This is a genomic window from Rhizobium sp. NXC24 (genome assembly GCF_002944315.1).
In the GTDB taxonomy this organism is placed as follows: Bacteria; Pseudomonadota; Alphaproteobacteria; order Rhizobiales; family Rhizobiaceae; genus Rhizobium.
Map to the genome: position 1 here is coordinate 372,384 of NZ_CP024314.1, position 15,922 is coordinate 388,305.

The following is a 15,922-nucleotide window of genomic DNA, read 5'->3' on the forward strand; positions in this document are numbered from 1 at the left end:
CCGTTCTGCGAAGGGAGCCGGTGGCTCCCTTCGCGTTCGAATTTTTGGCTACAACGTGCGCGTTCGCCCGAAGGAACGAAGCAGAAGATTGACGGAGACGGCTACCTTGTCGATGTCGCGGATGTCCTGTGAATATTGACCGGTGTAGAGCTTCACGATCATTTTGTCGCGATCGGATTCGCTGAGTTCGAAATGCAGATGAAGATAGTAAGCTTGCCGATCGCCGCCGCGGGCTATGCTTCTTCGCCGCTGAGTGACCTGTTTGAGTTCCGATCTGAATGGCGCAAAGCCATCAAACTTCAGCATGACGGATCGAGACTGAAACTGGGTTTCAACCGGCACTGCGACGACAGCCTTGTCCAGCGCGAGGCTGACGACCTGGCCAGGAATACCGTCAACCGTAGCAGCCTCTTCAAGTTTGAACGCGTGAAACAATCGCCGGGGTTTTTCAAAGCAGATGAGAGAGGCGATGATCATAACGATAATATTGATACCCGCCCACAAGGCTGCGATCGGCGAAAACTGTCCTTGAACATTGGTCGTCTCCGGCACAATGTTGATCAGCAGGCCGGCGGCGGTGATCGCGACCAGGCTGGCGATACAGATAAAAGTGTATCTATCGAACTGGTTTTCCTCATTGCCGCTTCCCTTCGGCGTCACCCTGAACGGCTTGCCGAACGGGCGGATCACGCTGGAAACGACAGTCGGCAGCATTCGGAACGTTGCAAATGTACCGACCGCACTTGAAATTATAGGCAGGTAGCGCGTCGGCGTTATCCATAGCATGAGCAGGAAATAGGCCGTCAGCAGCGGTATCTGATAGGAAACGTAGTCGGCAATATCGGTGAAATAAAGCGGCAGCAGCCCGAACCAGAGATAGACGATCGGGACGATCAATATCATGAAGCGGACCAGATATTGCACCAGCCACGACGCCGGCAGGAACATGATCCGTTGAAAGAGCGACAATCCCGGGCCGCGCAGCGGACCGTTATGCAGATACAGCGTCTGAATGCCGCCCTGACACCACCGCTCGCGCTGTACGAAATAGCCGGTTAGATTCTCGGCCGCCAGACCCATCGACAGACGCTCGTTCAAGTAGCGTGTCTTGTAGCCCACGTTGAGCATAGACAGCGTGGTCAGCAAATCCTCCGTGATGGACTCCGTTGGAAAGCCACCAATTGCGTCAATCGCTTTGCGGCGGGCGATTGAACACGAGCCGCAGCAAAAACTGACATCCCACACGTCTCTGCTAGGAGCGATCTCGTCGAAAAACAGGCGCTGCTCATCCGGCCAGATATTCTCCAGCCCGAGGTTCGACTGCACCGGATCGGCATTGAAAAAATGTTGCGGCGTTTGAACGATGCCGATGCTTTCATCGGAAAAGAAAGGCAGAGTTCGACGCAGAAAATGCCGGTAAGGCACAAAATCCGCGTCGAAAACCGCGACGAAATCGCCCGAACTGACCTTCAGCCCGTTGTTCATATTGCCCGCTTTGGCGTGCGAATTATCGCCACGCGTGACATGAATTGCGTTCTTTTCTTCGCAAAACCTCTTGAGCCAGTCTCGGCGCTGGTCGTCGAGCACGTATACCCTGAGCTTGTCGGCCGGGTAATCGAGCGACAACGCACCGACGATGGTTCTTTCGAGCACGTCGAGCGGTTCGTTATAGGTGGGAATGAAGACGTCCACCGTCGGCAGCTCTCGCTGGTCACGGGCAAAGAAGACACGCGCCAGCTTGTCTGCTTCGGCACTCCGATCGACATAACGGCTCATCAGCACGAGAAAAAGTACAACCTCGGTAAAGGCCAACATCTCCACGAGGAAGACAAACCATACCCAATAGAAATTGAGGCCGTCATAGGGGTAGGGAAGAACGGTTTCCGTCAGCCGCCAAAGGATGTAGCGCAATGCGATGGCTGCAACGAGCGCGCAGGTAACTGCCCGCGTCCAGGTATGGTGACGCGACCAATTGAATGGCCCTAAGAGAAAGAGGGCCAGAACCAGAAAGGTCGGAGCCAGCGCTAGAAGATACTGAACCACAGGTTTTTAACCCAATTCGTCAAGCCAATCCCGTGTTTGGGAAACCGTACCTGCACCGTTCGCCCGACCTGACAGAAATTCGCGAAGTCGTCGTTCATAAAGGACGGCTCGAGGCGAACCCGAATGCGGGCATTACGCTGTGACGATGCTGGCAGACTGGCCGCAAAGGAATCGCTCTCGACAGCCGCCGAACTGCCTTTTACGGAAACGACCGTGCCATCGAAGACATCGGTGCGGCCGAACAGTCGCACCTGCGCGGTAAGTCCAGGATAAATCTCGTCATAGTCGACCTCGGGAACAAGGATATCGACAAATAGCTCTCGGCAGTCGAGTAGGCGCATCAATTCGTTGTTGAGCACGACATTGGAGCCGTTGACGATGGTCCTGCTCCAAATCACACCATCGAATGGTGCTGTTGCGGTTGCGGATTCAAGGTTGCCCACGCGGTTGCGTTCTTCGATCAACTGCTTTTCGACTTCGGCGGCGCGTGTCTCGTTTTCCGCTATGCGTGAGTCCAAGTCACCGATGCGAACGATGACGTCGTCCTGGCGTTGTCGCGAATAGGGCACATCATTCTGCCCGTCGCCGAACACGAAGATGCCTTGGCGAATGGCATCGAGCCTCTGCTCCAACTGATCGACGGTCAAATTGCTGATTTCGACCTCCCCGCCGGTCGCAGCTCCGGCGGCACGCGCGGCTTCAACCATCCTCTGCGTGAGAATACCTTTTGACTCCAGGTCCATCCGGCGGCTTAGGTCGACCTGCGCGGCAAGATCCTGGGCCTGGGAGACCTCGACTTTCTTTCTCAGTATCTCCACTTCCCGTTCCAGATTGGAAATTGTGGCCTGCTTGAAAATTTCCAACCGTTTGGATAGCTGCTCGCGAAGTCCGGAAAGCTCGTCCCGCTCCTTTTTCAGCGCCACCACGCGGTCGCGCGCAGTGTTGCGGTCTGCTTCCAGCGAAGCAAGGATTGCACGATTGACGCGTGGGTTTTTGATATCTGCAAGTGTCTGACCCTCTTTGACAGGGGTACCAACCTTAGCAGGCTCTCCTTCAATCACACCGTCAATAGGGGAATTGACGACAGCGAAGCGGGCATTGACCGTGCCGTCACGGCTCGTAAAGCCGGTGATTGCCGGTAGCGAGACGATAACAGCGATCGCCAGCAGCAGCAGTCCGACACTGATACGTGTAATGCGATGATTTAAGATCATGTTGCCAAACGAAGAAACCGCGTTGAGAGCCCTGCGCGTCGCCGAATCATTTTCGACAACAATTACAACTAAATCTTGCGTAATTTAGCGTAACGAAAATTAGCAGGCAAGTGACGGTCGCAAAATATGGATAACGAAAAGCGGGTGCGGCGCGCGTGCATCAGTTGAACGTTGACGCGTCCTTTATTGCAAGGAAGCCGGCTACGATCGGACATTTTGATGGAAGATGTGGTACAGGAGCAGCCTAAGCCGTTTTGAGGATCTCCGCGCGATCCCTCAGATATGTCATCGTGTCGGAAAATGGCATGGCTTTTCCGAAAAGGTAGCCCTGTCCGATATCGCATCCCGCACGTAGGAAATATGCCAGTTGGGTATTGTCCTCGATGCCTTCGACGGTCGTCTTCACATCCAGGCCTTGGCTCATCATGAGCAGCGCTTGAACAATTTTCTCATGGCGGTCGTCGTGCTCGCGGGCGGATCTGACGAAGCTTTTGTCAATTTTGATCTTGTCGAACTGGTATCGTGCAAGCTGCGCCAAGCTGGAATAGCCGGTGCCGAAATCGTCCAGTGCGATTTGTATGCCCGCGTTGTGAAGATCCCCAATAATTGCGGCAGCGAGATCCGGATCGCGGATCAACGCATTCTCGGTGATCTCGACTTCCAGCCGGGACGCCGGCAAGCCTGCGTCATCAAGAATTTCCAGAATTCGAGACACAAGAAGCCGGTCATCCATTTGAACAGCCGAGACGTTGAACGAAAGCGATACGTCCTCCGGCCATGATCTGGCGTTCTCGCAAGCTGTCTTGAGGAGCTGCAGAAAAAGCGGCGTCATCAAGCCGGTTTCTTCCGCTATGGGAATGAACAATTGTGGCGAAACGCCTGTGCCGTCGTCCAGCGTCCACCGGGCAAGCGCCTCGAAACCGCACACCTTTCCAGACCGCAGATCAATGAGGGGCTGATAAAATGGCTCGATGCGACCTTCTGTGATCGCCGTTCGAAGTTCGCCCTCAAGCTTTGCACGTGCGGTGACTTTAAGCTGCATTTCCTCGGAGAATCGCAGCGCGATGTTGGCGCCTGCGCTCTTGGCTTCGTAGAGTGCGATATCAGAACGATGGCAAACATCCTGCAGTTCATGGCCATGCTCCGGCCAGCGAGCGTAACCAACGCTCGCTCCGACCTGGCAGGATATCGGCCCGATGTGGATGGGCCGGCTGAGCGCATGGATCAGCAGATTTGCGAACTTTTCGTCTTTCTCTGGGACCAGTCCCCTGGCTATGACGATGAATTCATCGCCTCCGAGACGAAAAACGCATGATTCCTCGGCAAATGCCGATAGTCTTTTTGCGACTTCCTGCAGAAGCCTGTCGCCTCCCTGATGGCCGACCAGATCATTGACCTTCTTGAAGCTGTCCAGGTCAACGGAAAAAATCGTCGCCGTCGGCACCAAATTGTCGTCATCTTCGGTCGTGGGCTTCACGATCTCGAATTTGTCGAAAGCATATCTGTTCGGAAGGCGCGTGAGGTGATCGTGGGTGGCAATCCAGTGTGCCCGCTTTCCCTGTTCTTCCTGACGCAGCATCTCTTTGCGCAGATCGAGGATTCGCAGAAGCGAATAGATAAAGCTTGCGGCGCCGGGGATGATGAATGTCAGGAACAGAACAGCGATCGTGCCGTCGCCAAGGGGTCTCAACCAACCAAAAAATGTTCCATGCCAAAGCAAGCCAATGATCCACAACAGGGATGAACCAGAGGCGAGGACAGCAAGTTGCTTTCCCGCTTTGCTTTCGAAAAATTCACGCATCCTCTTCCCCGCAAGCTATCCGGCATTATGAAAGATGATGTTACATTAGCGTGCAATCATGAGCGCCGGTGTCGCTGTGATTGTGCTACTCTGTGCCCAGCGGATTAAATTTTTCCAAATCATGTCTAGATTTCTTCGAAACTCGGGTCCGAGGGAGTTTCATCACTATTTGCTACCGCTTGCCTAAATTATTGACGATCGACGCTGTCGCGAATGGGAACAATACCAGTCGGAGGGGATTCAAATCTGAGTAAGTCAAGAACTGCGATGGAGGATGAACCAATGACAATCGTGGAGGAATATCGGGCGTTGAAGCGGCAGCCGCGCAATTCTGCAGAGGGGCTGGAAACATTTCGTGGAAAGAAGCCGGTCGTCGTCATTGTCAGTGATCTGGCACGAGAGGCAGGTCGCGAACAAGAGCGGCTCATTCTTAGGGATCGCCGACGCCTTGAAGAGGCCAATCTGGCGGTGGTGCGCGTGCATGACGGCAAGGTGACGCCTATATTCGGCGCTGGGAGCGGATTGCGGCCCAAGATAGTTCGTGCGCAACTCGACGCCAATTCGGTGGTCGATTTTTGCGTCGCGCTGGTCAGCAAGGAGGGTGAGGTGCTGTTTCGGTCCGCAAAGCCGACCGACAGCGATTTGCTCTTCGCTTTCCTAGAATAATTTTCTCGGCGTTCCAACCGCTGCGGGTGGCAGGCCGGTAAGCGGCGACCGCCGCGTGGCTGATGGAACTCCTCCCAGGATACACTGGTGTTTGCCATGGCTCTCCGCCCTTCGAGAGCACCTGCCGGCTATGCAGTCATTCTACGCGCTGGCGCCACAGGCTCGTGGCGCTGCTGTAGTTTCGGGGCAAGGGTCGCGGCCGTTTGGCTGGCTGCGCCGATCCGGAAGCGGCCGAGAAGATTGAAGAGAGCTTCAGCTTCGTTCGCAAGGCTATGGCTGGCAGCGTTCGATTCCACGACCATGGACGTATTCTGCTGCGTGCCTTGATCTATGGTGTTGACCGCCTGGTTGATTTCCTTGAGGCCGGTTGCCTGTTCTCGCGACGCGTCGACGATTGCCGCCACGTTGACATTTATGGCCTCCACCTGTTGGCCGATCAGATCGAGCGCCTGGCCGGTTTCCCCCACAAGTGTCACGCCGTTTTTCACCTGCTCGCCGGAGGTGTTGATCAAGGTCTTGATCTCCTTGGCGGCGCCGGCCGAGCGTTGCGCAAGCTCGCGGACTTCCTGAGCAACGACGGCAAAACCCTTGCCGGCTTCTCCGGCGCGCGCAGCTTCGACACCCGCATTCAGTGCCAGAAGGTTCGTCTGGAAAGCAATATCGTCGATGACACCGATAATGTTCGAAATCTCGTTCGAGGATGCCTCGATCTCACCCATCGCAGTGATTGCCCGGCGAACGATATCACCCGATTTTTCCGCATTTTCCCGAGCCGTGACGACCAGCCGGCCGGCCTCGTCGGCGCGGCGGCTGGAATCCGTGACGGTCGTGGTGATCTGCTCGAGGGCTGCCGCGGTCTCCTCGACCGAGGCAGCTTGCTGTTCCGTTCGTTTGGATAGATCGCCGGTTGCCGACCGGACACGATTGGAACCGGTTGCGATCGCCTGTGCGTTCTGGCCGACCTTGCGCAAGGCATCCTCAAGCTGCTCCACCGCAGCGTTGAAGTCTCGGCGCACAAGGTCGAGCGGCGGCGCGAAGGCAACGTCTATCCGGTGTGTGAGATTGCCGCTGGCGAGCTGGCCCAACCCGCTGGCGATCGCATCGACCGCGAGCTTGATATCTGCCGCCTCCCGCGCACGGACATGTTCCTGCTCCGCGCGTCCCTGTTCGGAAAGTGTGCGATTGACCTCTGCCTCAGCCTCGAGCCGCTGATGTTCTTGAGCCTTCGCCTTGAACACGGCAACGGACTTCGCCATCGCGCCGATTTCATCGGAGCGTTCGGAATGGGGCACTCCCTTGGTGTAGTCGCCACCGGCAAGCACACCCATATAGGCCCTCATGCTTTCCAGTGGCACGATGGCCCGGCGCCGCAATAGCAATGTTCCGGCAAGCAGCAACAATATGGATCCGCCAGCAGCGGAGAGCGAGAAGATTGTCCAACGATTTATCTCTTCTCGGGCGCCCTTCTCCTGGCCCGACAGAAACTCGTTCGAGCTGGTCACCAGTTCCTCGACGGCATCCTGATGCAGGTGAAACGTGCCCTTGAGATGAACGAGCAGATCCTTGACCTTTGCCGTATCCTTAGCCGCCAAAGCAGGGAGAATCTCCCGGTCCATTTCCTGCCAGAAGACATCGGATTTGGTCAGCACCGTATTGGCCAGCTGATCCTTCAGATTCTGTGGCAAGCTGGAGGTTTGCCAGTAAGCGCGGCGCTCATTGTAGTCGAGGTGGAGTTTGGCGATTTTGGCCGCATTCGCCTCGGCGACCTCCGGAAAATCACTGGCTTCCAAAGCCAGCATGTAGGATTCCACCACGAAAAGCGGCGGGGGCAGAATATCGGCAACGAGATCTTTTCCGTTGACGACCTGCTCATAGATCGGTCCGTTCACTTTGAGCCGGTTCAAGGCGACCTGCTGCAGCCCTGTCGAGCCGGCAAGCCCTATGGTCATCACGACACCGAAAGCAATAAGGCTTTTTGCAATACTAATGCTCATAATGTTCGCCCTAATAAAAATAAAATTTGTATTCGAGTAACTTGCTTAAATTGTGTTTAATAATGGTTTAATTTTCCGGAAATATTCGTCAAATGGATAGGTTCAGCGTCTTTTGTTGTGTCTTTGACAAAGACTTGAACTGTCGGCTGACCGGTCCAGCGGCTTGTTTTGTGCCCCTCGCTGGATTCATCGGCGGCTTCTCCGATCCGAACGGCGCACGAATCTATATTCACTTCCCTGTCGCACGACACGCACTGCGCATTTGCGCCCATGCGCAGGCCAGCCAGCATCTCCTTGAGAGCTGCTGGCCGATCTCAGGTTCGGATTGTCGCCGTCCCCTGGCCTAAAGTCCGCAGGGCGTTCGCGGAAAGCAAAGCGCGTTTCGGCTTTGTCGCTCAGCCTTGCAAGAACTATGAAGCTCGCTTCGGCCGTGCTGGGGTCTGGTACAGGCCGAGGGCTGCCTTTTTCAAGCAGGCGAGATAGCGGTCCCGGTTCGCAAGGCCATCGTCGCGCGGCGTAACGAGGCAGAGCGTTCCGGCTGTATGACCGTCCTCGCCGTGTACCGGTACGGCAAAACAGTGCGTGAAGCTGTCGACGATGCTGTTGAAGGTGAAGAAGCCTTCGCGCTCGGCCTGACGCACCTCGGCGATGAAGGTCTTGGGGTCGAGCCATTCGCCGCTGGGCAGACGAAAATCCTCCGGCGGAATGAAGTTCAGGATTTCCTGATCCGAAAGATGCGCAATAAGCAGGCGGCCGGAGGCCGTCCACGGGATCGGAACCGACTGGCCGATATCCGTCGAGATGCGGAATGGCCGGGCGCCTTCGCGCATGCGAACGACCGTATATTTGTTATCATCCAACATGCAGAACTGCGCCGTCTCCCGCGTCTCGTCGGCAAGCTGCTCCAGCGCCGTCTCACATTCGCGGGTGAAATCGAAATGGTTCTCATAGGCCGCACCCAGGAAATAGAGCTTGCGGCCGAGGTAGACGCGGCCCTCGCCACCCGTAAATTCAAGAATACCGTTGTGCAGCAGCAGGTTGACGAGCTCGTAGACCGATGAGCGCGGCGCGCCGATCTGCGCGGCGATTTCGTTCGGCTTCAAGGCCTGCCGCTTGTGGCGCAGGAATTCGAGGATCTCGAAGGCGCGGTCGAGCCCTCGGGCGCGTTTGCCGATTGCTTCGTCCTGAACTGCATCCATGTTGCCGAATCCCGATTCTAGTCGTGTCAAATTTTTCAAGTCGTCTCCCGCATCTGTCAATCGCTCCTACCATTCGCCGTGAACGAATTTTTTTCACCCCCCTTGCGAGGGGAAAAAATCGGCATAAGATCGCCGACGTCCGGTATATAGATCATATGTACATTATAGCGGACATCACACAAATGGCAAGCCTTAAGGCTGCCACGCACAAAAAGGGGAACGACATGACGAAACTTGAAGACACAGCCTCAGCCTCGCTGCGCAGCCGCCTTCTCGCGGGCGCTGCCGCCGCTGCGGTCCTCCTCGCCTTTTCGGCCGGCACGGCGTCGGCGGCAGCCAACTGCATCAAGGGCGATCGCAAGGCGCCCTATACGATCGGCTGGGCGAACATCTATTCCGTCCCGACCTGGATGAAGCAGACCGAAGGCACGATTACCGATGAGGTGGCGGCTCTGAAGAAGGACGGGCTCGTCAAGGACCTGAAGATCACCGATGCGCAGGGCAATGCCCAGACGCAGATTCAGCAGATCCAATCGATGATCGACGCGAACCTCGATGCCATCATCGTCGAAGCCGGTTCGTCCACCGCGCTCGACCGCGTCATCTCCGATGCCTGCTCCAAGGGCATTGCCGTCGTCAACTTTGACAGCCTCGTGGACACCAACAATCTCACAGCGAAGATCAACACGGACTCCAACGAATGGGGCCAGAGGGCTGCGCAGTGGATGGTCGATCAACTGCATGGCAAGGGGAAGATCATCATCATGAACGGTCCCGCCGGCGTTTCCGTCAGCGATGACCGCCGCAAGGGTGCGCAGCCGGTGCTCGATGCCAACAAGGGCATCCAAGTCATCACCGAAACCAATACGGAATATAACGTCGCGCCTGCCCAGGAAGCGATGACGAGCCTGCTGTTCGCCAACCAGCAGATCGATGGCGTTCTGTCGCTCGGTGGCGCACTGTCGGCGGGGTCCGTCATGGCTTTCGACCGCCAGGGCCGCGAACAGGTTCCGACGACAGGCGAAAACGCCCGGCAATTCCTGGAACTCTGGAAAGAGAAGGGCCTGAAGGGCTGGGCGACCATGCAGCCAAACTGGCTTGGCGCGCTCTCCGTCTATGCAGCCGTGCAGGCGCTGCAAGGCAAGGACGTCCCGGCCTTCGTCAAGGTGCCGCTGCCCGTTATCGACGACAGCACGATCGGTGGCTATCTCGCAAGGGCCGACAAGTTCCCGGCTGACGGTTATATCTACTCGGACTACGACAAGGCGCTCTTCGACAAGCTGCTTGCCAAGTAATCCGTCTTGAAGGAAGCCGTCATGAAGGAAGAAAGGCCCCTGCTGGAAGCCCGGCAGGTGTTCAAGGGATTTTTCGGCAATCCCGTTTTGAAGGGCGTCGACATCGCCCTTCTTCCGGGCAGGGTTCACGCCCTGCTCGGTGAGAACGGCGCCGGCAAGTCCACGCTGATCAATCTGCTGTCCGGTGCCCTCCAGCCCGACGGCGGTTCCATCGCCGTCGACAGCAGGCCCGTTGGGCGCTTTAGCCCGGCGGCCGCGCGTGCGGCGGGCATCGCCGTGGTTCAGCAGGAGCTGAGCCTCACGGCGAATCTCTCGATTGCCGAAAATATCGGGCTCGGCGCGTTTCCGCGCCGGTTCGGTCTCATCGACTATGAAGCTCTTCATCGCGGTGTGCGGGAAGTTTGCGACATGGTGGGGCTTACCGAGCCGATCGACATGCCGGTCGCCGATCTTGCGCTTGGTCGCCGTCAGATGGTGGAGATCGCCAAGGCGCTGTTCCGCAAGCCGCGCGTGCTCATTCTGGATGAGCCTACCTCCTCGCTCTCGGCCCATGAAGCCGGCATTCTTGCCAGCCTGATCGAGACGCTGAGGGATCGCGGCATAGCACTTCTTTATATTTCTCATCGCCTCCATGAGGTGCAGGCGCTTTGCTCGCATGTCACGGTGTTGAAGGACGGCGGGGTCACGGCGGACCAGTCGCTATCCGGCATCGACGGCGAGGGGCTGGTGCGTCTCATGGTCGGCCGCGAGACCGGCGACCTCTTCCCGCCGCGCCGAGCCGCGACGCCCGGCCCGACGCGCATCAGCGTCGAAGATTTTTCCGCCGGCATGGTGCGCAACATCGGCTTCTCCGCCCGTGCCGGCGAGATCGTCGGCATCGGCGGGCTCGTGGGGCAGGGGCAGGAAGACTTGTTGCTCGGCCTTTACGGCGCGATTCCAGCCGCGGCTGCCCGAGCGGAGGTTTCCGGGAAGCCCGGCCTGCCCGCCCATGTCGGCGAGGCGAATGCGGCTGGTATCGTCTATGTCCCGGCCGACCGCAAACATGAGGGGCTGGTATTGCCTCATTCCATTGCATCAAACCTCATCCTGCCTTCGCTCGGACGGCTCGCCAGCAAAGGGCTGCGCGACCTGCAGGCAGAAAGCGGTCTTGTCGCCGATCTTGCGCGCCGCCTGACGATCAAGGGCGACACGGCCCGCCCAGTGCAGGCACTTTCCGGCGGTAACCAGCAGAAGGTGGCGCTCGCCAAATGGCTGCCGCTCGATCCGTCCGTTCTGCTCCTCAACGATCCCACGCGCGGCGTCGACATCGAAACCAAGCGGGAAATCTACCTCATGCTCCGTGCTTTCGCCGCCGAGGGGCGGCTCGTCATCCTGGCCAGTTCCGACACGCCGGAACTGGTGCATCTTTGCGACCGCGTCGTGGTGCTGCGCGAGGGGCGCATCGCGGCGACGCTATCAGGCGCTGCGATCAGCGAAGGGGCGATCGTCGGCGCGGCCATGGGCGTCACGACACAGGAGGCAGCAGCATGAGCACCGTTTCCTCTTCCGCCTGGCTTTATGGCGCGATCCAGCTCCGCCGCAATCGCGGTCTCGGCGGCCTTTATCTGGTCGTTGGCGCTTTTCTTATCCTCTATGTCGTGCTCTTTCCGGGTATCCTTTCCATCAGTGGCTTTTCGAAGTTCACGCAGAACTGGTTCCCGCTCGCGCTCGTCACCATGGCGCAGGCGGTGCTCATGTTGAACGGCGGCATCACGCTGGCGATCGGTCCGCTCGTGAGTCTCGGCGCAGTTATAGCGGCAACGACCATGGAAGGGACATTCGGCGTGCCGGGCGGCATTGTTGCGGTCGCGCTCGCCGGCCTTTCGATCGGCGCTGTCATTGGGGCCATCGTGACGCATCTGCGGCTTCCGGCGATCATCGTCACGCTTGCCGGCTCCTTCATCATAACCGGGGTCGCGCTCATCCTGCTGCCGCGGCCGGGTGGGTTCATTCCCGACTGGCTGTCGGTAACGCTGGCCGGCGATACGCCCGTCGCCTTTCTGCTGCTCGTCGTGACCCTCGTGCTCTGGAAAGCCTTTCTCGCAACGCCGCTCGGCCTCGGCATCTATGCGGCCGGCGACAACCCGATCGGCGCATTCCGTTCCGGTGTCCCGGTCGAGCGGGTGAAGGTTGTCGCCTTTGCGCTCTCCGGTCTTCTGGCGGCGTTGACCGGTCTCTTCGTCGCTGCGCAGACCGGCTCGGGTGATCCGGTGATAGGCACGCCCTTTACACTGAACTCGATTGCTGCCTCCGTGCTTGGCGGCGTCGGCTTTCTTGGCGGCAAGGGCACCATGCGCGGCGCGATCTGCGGCAGCCTGCTGCTTTCGGTCATGATCAACGTCATGTTCTTCCTCGGCTTTCCGCCGGTCGCGCAATATGTCGCGCAGGGCCTGATCATCGTGGGCGCGGTCGCGGTTCCGGAACTTCTCGCACAATGGAAGGTAAGGCGATGAACGTCATCAGGACAGCATTCCGCAACCCGCCGCTCCTGACCTTCCTTCTGGTCTCGCTCGTCTGGATCGTCGCAGGCTTCATGTTGCGCGGTTTCGGCGCCTATGGCCACCTGCGCTACCTGCTGGAGCTGTCAGCGGTGATCGGCATTGTGGCCGCCGGCCAGACGCTCGTCATCCTGATGGGCGGCATCGATCTTTCCGTTGGTGCGGTTATCACCGTGACCGCGATCCTGCTGCCGCTCCTCTCGCCTGCTTGGGATGCGAGCGGCGTCATCGGTATCGCTGCAGCACTTGCCATCGCCGCCGGCGTTGGCCTCATGAACGGTGCGGGTGCGGCCTATCTTCGCGTACCGCCAATCATCATGACGCTTGCCATGGCGACCTTCTTGCAAGGCTTGCTCGTCATCGTTGCCGGCGGCAGTGCGGTTACCGTCAGCAATCCGGCGGTCATTCTGCTTGGCCAGGCGCGGCCGCTCGGCATCCCGGCTGGTATCGTCCTTTGGATTGTGGTCTCGGTTGTCGTCCTACTGCTCATCCACCGCATGCCGATCGGCGCGCGTTTCCTTGCGCTTGGGGCAAACCCGCTGGCTGCCCGGCTTTCCGGTGTCCGCGTCGGTCGCAACACGCTGATTGTTCATACGCTCTCGGGCTTTTTCGCGGGGCTTGCGGGTATTCTCGTGCTGGGCATGAACCGGCAAGGCTATGTCGGCATCGGCGATCCTTATCTGCTGACCTCGATCGCAGCCGTCGTGCTCGGCGGTACGTCCATCCTCGGCGGCCGCGGCACCTATGCAGGTACTATTCCCGGCGCGATCCTGCTCGTGACGACGACGGCACTGATCACCGTCGTCAATGCCTCGCCCGGTTGGCGCTCCATCATGTTCGGCACGCTGATCCTTGCCCTCTTGCTCGTATCCGGTCGTGAGGGGCGCAGATGACCGAGCGCTATGACGGGCCGTTGATCGACCCGCATCATCACCTCTGGGATCTCAAGCTGGAGCGACACCCTTGGCTTAAAAAAGCGCAGGCGACCGGCGGGGAGACGGCTTTCGGGAGTCTCGCACCGATCCTGCGCAACTACGGCATCGAAGATTATCGCGCCGATGCCGCACGCCAGAACGTGGTTGCAACCGTCCATGTGGAGGCCGGCTGGTCCGATGCGCATCCGCTGGAAGAGAGTCGCTGGCTGGATAGCCTCGACCGTAGCTCCGGCGTGGCACGCCGTTATGTCGCGCGGGTTCCTCTCGACGCGCCGGACGCCATGCGCCTGCTCGAGATTGAAGCGGCAAACCCGAACGTCGTCGGCATCCGCGATATCGTTAGCTGGCATCCGGAGCCGGCGAAGAGTTTTGCCCGGCGCGCGGATCTCATGGGTGATCCTGCCTGGCGGGCGGGGCTTGCCCACGCTACGCGGCTCGGGCTTATCTTCGACCTGATGCTTTATCCATGGCAGATGAAGGACGCGCTTGCGCTGGTGCGCGCTTTCCCGGAAACGCTTTTCGTGCTCAACCACGGCGGAAGCCCTGTCGACCGCACGGATGATGGCATGGCGCTCTGGCGCGAAGGCCTGCGGGCATTTGGCAACGAGCCGAATGTGCGCCTGAAGATTTCCGACCTCGTGGCCTACGACAGCGGGTGGACACTCGAAAGCCTGCGACCGGTGATCGAGCATTGCCTCGATTGTTTCGGCCCGACGCGCTCGATGTTCGCGAGCGATTTCCCGGTGGCGGGGTTATACGCCTCCTTCGACGAGGTCTATCGGGCCTTTCGAACCGTCGCCTCGCAATTCTCTCTCGACGAGCAACGCGCCCTGTTCTTCGCCACGGCCAACGACACCTATCGCCTCGGCATAGCCGATCCGGTCGAGCCCCAGAGAGGCTGCGATGTCTGACCTTCATGCCGCATCCGAAACCGTGCTGATCGATGACCGGGTGCGCGGCTTTCCGCCGGGCAACCCACCGGTCCCGCTCGCGGCAATCGGCAAGCAGGGATGGAAACCTTATGACGGCAGGATGGCCCTGCCGCTGATTTCGCTCGATCGGCAGGCTTTCTCCAGCAATGTCGAGCTGATGATGGCCTATGTGAAGAGCCGTGGCGCCGAAATCGCGCCACATGCCAAGACGCCGATGTCGACGGCATTGGCAGACGCACTTATTGCAGCGGGTGCTTGGGGCACGACGGTTGCCGATATCCGCCAGACTGCGGTTCTGCTCAAGGCAGGACAGCGCCGTCTGATCCTTGCCAATGAGATCGGCGGAGCCGCCGCCGCACGTCGGCTTGCCGCGCTGCTTGCCGGTTATCCTGATGCGGAAGTCCATGTTTTCGTGGATTCGACGGCGCTCGTCGATGCTCTGCGGTCGGCGTGGCGCGAACGTGGAGATCTGCCGCCGCTGGGGCTGATGGTGGAGTTCGGCGCCGGTCGGGCCGGTGTGCGCAGCTCCGACGCTGCGGCAGCAATTCTCGATGCGATCGTTGCTGCCGAAACGCCGACCTTCCGGCTGACCGGCATTGCCGCTTATGAAGGCGCCGCCGCGACCAGCGATGCGGAAGAGACGATGCTTCGCATCACGGCGCTGATGGCGATGACGGCCGAGTTCCTGCCGAAGGTGCGTTCTCGCATAGGCACCGAGCGGCCGCTCCTCGTCACGGCCGGCGGTTCGGTCTTTTTCGACATGGTTGTTGTGGGGCTTTCGTCCGCCGTTGCTGCCGATCCCGCTTGCCGTCTCGTGCTGCGCAGCGGTGCCATCTTCTTTCACGATCACGGCATTTACGAGCGCGGTCTTGCTGGTCTCGATGCGCGCGGTGGCTTCCGCATTGGTGCCGAATTAGCTTCCGCCGCGTCCGGCTTTCGTCCGGCGCTGCGGGTCTGGGCCGAGGTCCTGTCCCGGCCGGAGCCAAGGCTGGCGATCTGCGGCTTGGGCATGCGTGACGTGGCCATGGATCAGGGCATGCCGCGGCCGCTGGCGCTCTATCGTAACGGTGCGCGTCTTGCCGATCTCAGGGGCGCCGAAGTTCTCCGCCTCAATGATCAGCACGCTTTCGTGGCACTTGCAGACGGTAGCGACGTTTCCGTTGGCGACGTGGTCGAATGCGGTATTTCGCATCCCTGCACCTGCCTTGACCGCCACGCAATCCTCTATGGCCTCGACCCGGATCATTCGGTGACGGCGGCCTATCTCACCAGCTTCGGCTGAACCTCCCTCCCAAAGCAAGAAAAG

12 protein-coding genes are annotated in these 15,922 nt (G+C 59.2%); 7 read left to right on the forward strand and 5 right to left on the reverse strand.

The genetic code is table 11. The annotated features are described in order from the left end of the window. Positions 1–48: 48 nt before the first annotated feature. The 3 genes from NXC24_RS25670 to NXC24_RS25680 form a co-directional block, all read right to left on the reverse strand. Positions 49–2,043, reverse strand: coding sequence for a glycosyltransferase (locus NXC24_RS25670; protein WP_104826244.1), 1,995 nt, complete (start codon positions 2,041–2,043; stop codon positions 49–51). Continuing rightward, on the reverse strand, positions 2,025–3,257 hold the full coding sequence (locus NXC24_RS25675) for an HlyD family efflux transporter periplasmic adaptor subunit (protein ID WP_104826245.1): 1,233 nt from the start codon (positions 3,255–3,257) through the stop codon (positions 2,025–2,027). The genes NXC24_RS25670 and NXC24_RS25675 overlap by 19 nt, the downstream gene beginning before the upstream one ends. Positions 3,258–3,501: 244 nt before the next feature. Then, positions 3,502–5,058 carry an EAL domain-containing protein gene (locus tag NXC24_RS25680; RefSeq protein WP_104826246.1) on the reverse strand — a complete coding sequence of 519 codons (1,557 nt, stop codon included), beginning with the start codon at positions 5,056–5,058 and terminating at the stop codon, positions 3,502–3,504. A 282-nt stretch (positions 5,059–5,340) separates the two neighbouring features. Here NXC24_RS25680 and NXC24_RS25685 point away from each other — a divergent pair, with 282 nt between their 5' ends. After that, on the forward strand, positions 5,341–5,724 hold the full coding sequence (locus tag NXC24_RS25685; RefSeq protein ID WP_104826247.1) for a hypothetical protein: 384 nt from the start codon (positions 5,341–5,343) through the stop codon (positions 5,722–5,724). Between the two features lie 128 nt (positions 5,725–5,852). On the opposite strand, the gene NXC24_RS25690 is transcribed toward NXC24_RS25685, so the two are convergent. Both NXC24_RS25690 and NXC24_RS25695 read right to left on the reverse strand, forming a co-directional pair. Beyond that, positions 5,853–7,718: a methyl-accepting chemotaxis protein gene (locus NXC24_RS25690; protein ID WP_104826248.1), complete on the reverse strand. Its 1,866-nt coding sequence runs from the start codon at positions 7,716–7,718 to the stop codon at positions 5,853–5,855. 410 nt (positions 7,719–8,128) lie between these two features. Then, a complete protein-coding gene (locus NXC24_RS25695) occupies positions 8,129–8,917 on the reverse strand; it encodes an IclR family transcriptional regulator (RefSeq protein ID WP_104826249.1) in 789 nt (262 codons plus the stop codon). A gap of 224 nt (positions 8,918–9,141) precedes the next feature. On the opposite strand from NXC24_RS25695, the gene NXC24_RS25700 reads away from it, so the two are divergent. Genes NXC24_RS25700 through NXC24_RS25725 form a run of 6 tightly spaced genes read left to right on the forward strand, consistent with a single transcriptional unit; the run spans position 9,142 to position 15,898 of the window. Next, on the forward strand, positions 9,142–10,212 hold the full coding sequence (locus tag NXC24_RS25700; protein WP_104827835.1) for an ABC transporter substrate-binding protein: 1,071 nt from the start codon (positions 9,142–9,144) through the stop codon (positions 10,210–10,212). A 21-nt stretch (positions 10,213–10,233) separates the two neighbouring features. Further along, positions 10,234–11,742: a sugar ABC transporter ATP-binding protein gene (locus tag NXC24_RS25705; protein WP_104826250.1), complete on the forward strand. Its 1,509-nt coding sequence runs from the start codon at positions 10,234–10,236 to the stop codon at positions 11,740–11,742. Continuing rightward, a complete protein-coding gene (locus NXC24_RS25710) occupies positions 11,739–12,704 on the forward strand; it encodes an ABC transporter permease (protein ID WP_104826251.1) in 966 nt (321 codons plus the stop codon). The genes NXC24_RS25705 and NXC24_RS25710 overlap by 4 nt, the downstream gene beginning before the upstream one ends. Continuing rightward, on the forward strand, positions 12,701–13,642 hold the full coding sequence (locus NXC24_RS25715) for an ABC transporter permease (RefSeq protein ID WP_104826252.1): 942 nt from the start codon (positions 12,701–12,703) through the stop codon (positions 13,640–13,642). Before NXC24_RS25710 ends, NXC24_RS25715 begins: the two co-directional genes overlap by 4 nt. Beyond that, entirely contained in the window at positions 13,639–14,595 is a 957-nt protein-coding gene (locus NXC24_RS25720; RefSeq protein WP_104826253.1) for an amidohydrolase family protein, read from the forward strand. Before NXC24_RS25715 ends, NXC24_RS25720 begins: the two co-directional genes overlap by 4 nt. Beyond that, on the forward strand, positions 14,588–15,898 hold the full coding sequence (locus tag NXC24_RS25725; RefSeq protein ID WP_104826254.1) for an alanine racemase: 1,311 nt from the start codon (positions 14,588–14,590) through the stop codon (positions 15,896–15,898). Before NXC24_RS25720 ends, NXC24_RS25725 begins: the two co-directional genes overlap by 8 nt. Positions 15,899–15,922: the final 24 nt, after the last annotated feature.

Excerpts from the sequence above, each read along its gene's own strand:
- NXC24_RS25675 (WP_104826245.1), bottom strand. The coding sequence starts at position 3,257 with ATGATCTTAAATCATCGCATTACACGTATCAGTGTCGGACTGCTGCTG.
- NXC24_RS25680 (WP_104826246.1), bottom strand. The coding sequence starts at position 5,058 with ATGCGTGAATTTTTCGAAAGCAAAGCGGGAAAGCAACTTGCTGTCCTC.
- NXC24_RS25685 (WP_104826247.1), top strand. The coding sequence starts at position 5,341 with ATGACAATCGTGGAGGAATATCGGGCGTTGAAGCGGCAGCCGCGCAAT.
- NXC24_RS25690 (WP_104826248.1), bottom strand. The coding sequence starts at position 7,718 with ATGAGCATTAGTATTGCAAAAAGCCTTATTGCTTTCGGTGTCGTGATG.
- NXC24_RS25695 (WP_104826249.1), bottom strand. The coding sequence starts at position 8,917 with ATGGATGCAGTTCAGGACGAAGCAATCGGCAAACGCGCCCGAGGGCTC.
- NXC24_RS25700 (WP_104827835.1), top strand. The coding sequence starts at position 9,142 with ATGACGAAACTTGAAGACACAGCCTCAGCCTCGCTGCGCAGCCGCCTT.
- NXC24_RS25705 (WP_104826250.1), top strand. The coding sequence starts at position 10,234 with ATGAAGGAAGAAAGGCCCCTGCTGGAAGCCCGGCAGGTGTTCAAGGGA.
- NXC24_RS25710 (WP_104826251.1), top strand. The coding sequence starts at position 11,739 with ATGAGCACCGTTTCCTCTTCCGCCTGGCTTTATGGCGCGATCCAGCTC.
- NXC24_RS25715 (WP_104826252.1), top strand. The coding sequence starts at position 12,701 with ATGAACGTCATCAGGACAGCATTCCGCAACCCGCCGCTCCTGACCTTC.
- NXC24_RS25720 (WP_104826253.1), top strand. The coding sequence starts at position 13,639 with ATGACCGAGCGCTATGACGGGCCGTTGATCGACCCGCATCATCACCTC.
- NXC24_RS25725 (WP_104826254.1), top strand. The coding sequence starts at position 14,588 with ATGTCTGACCTTCATGCCGCATCCGAAACCGTGCTGATCGATGACCGG.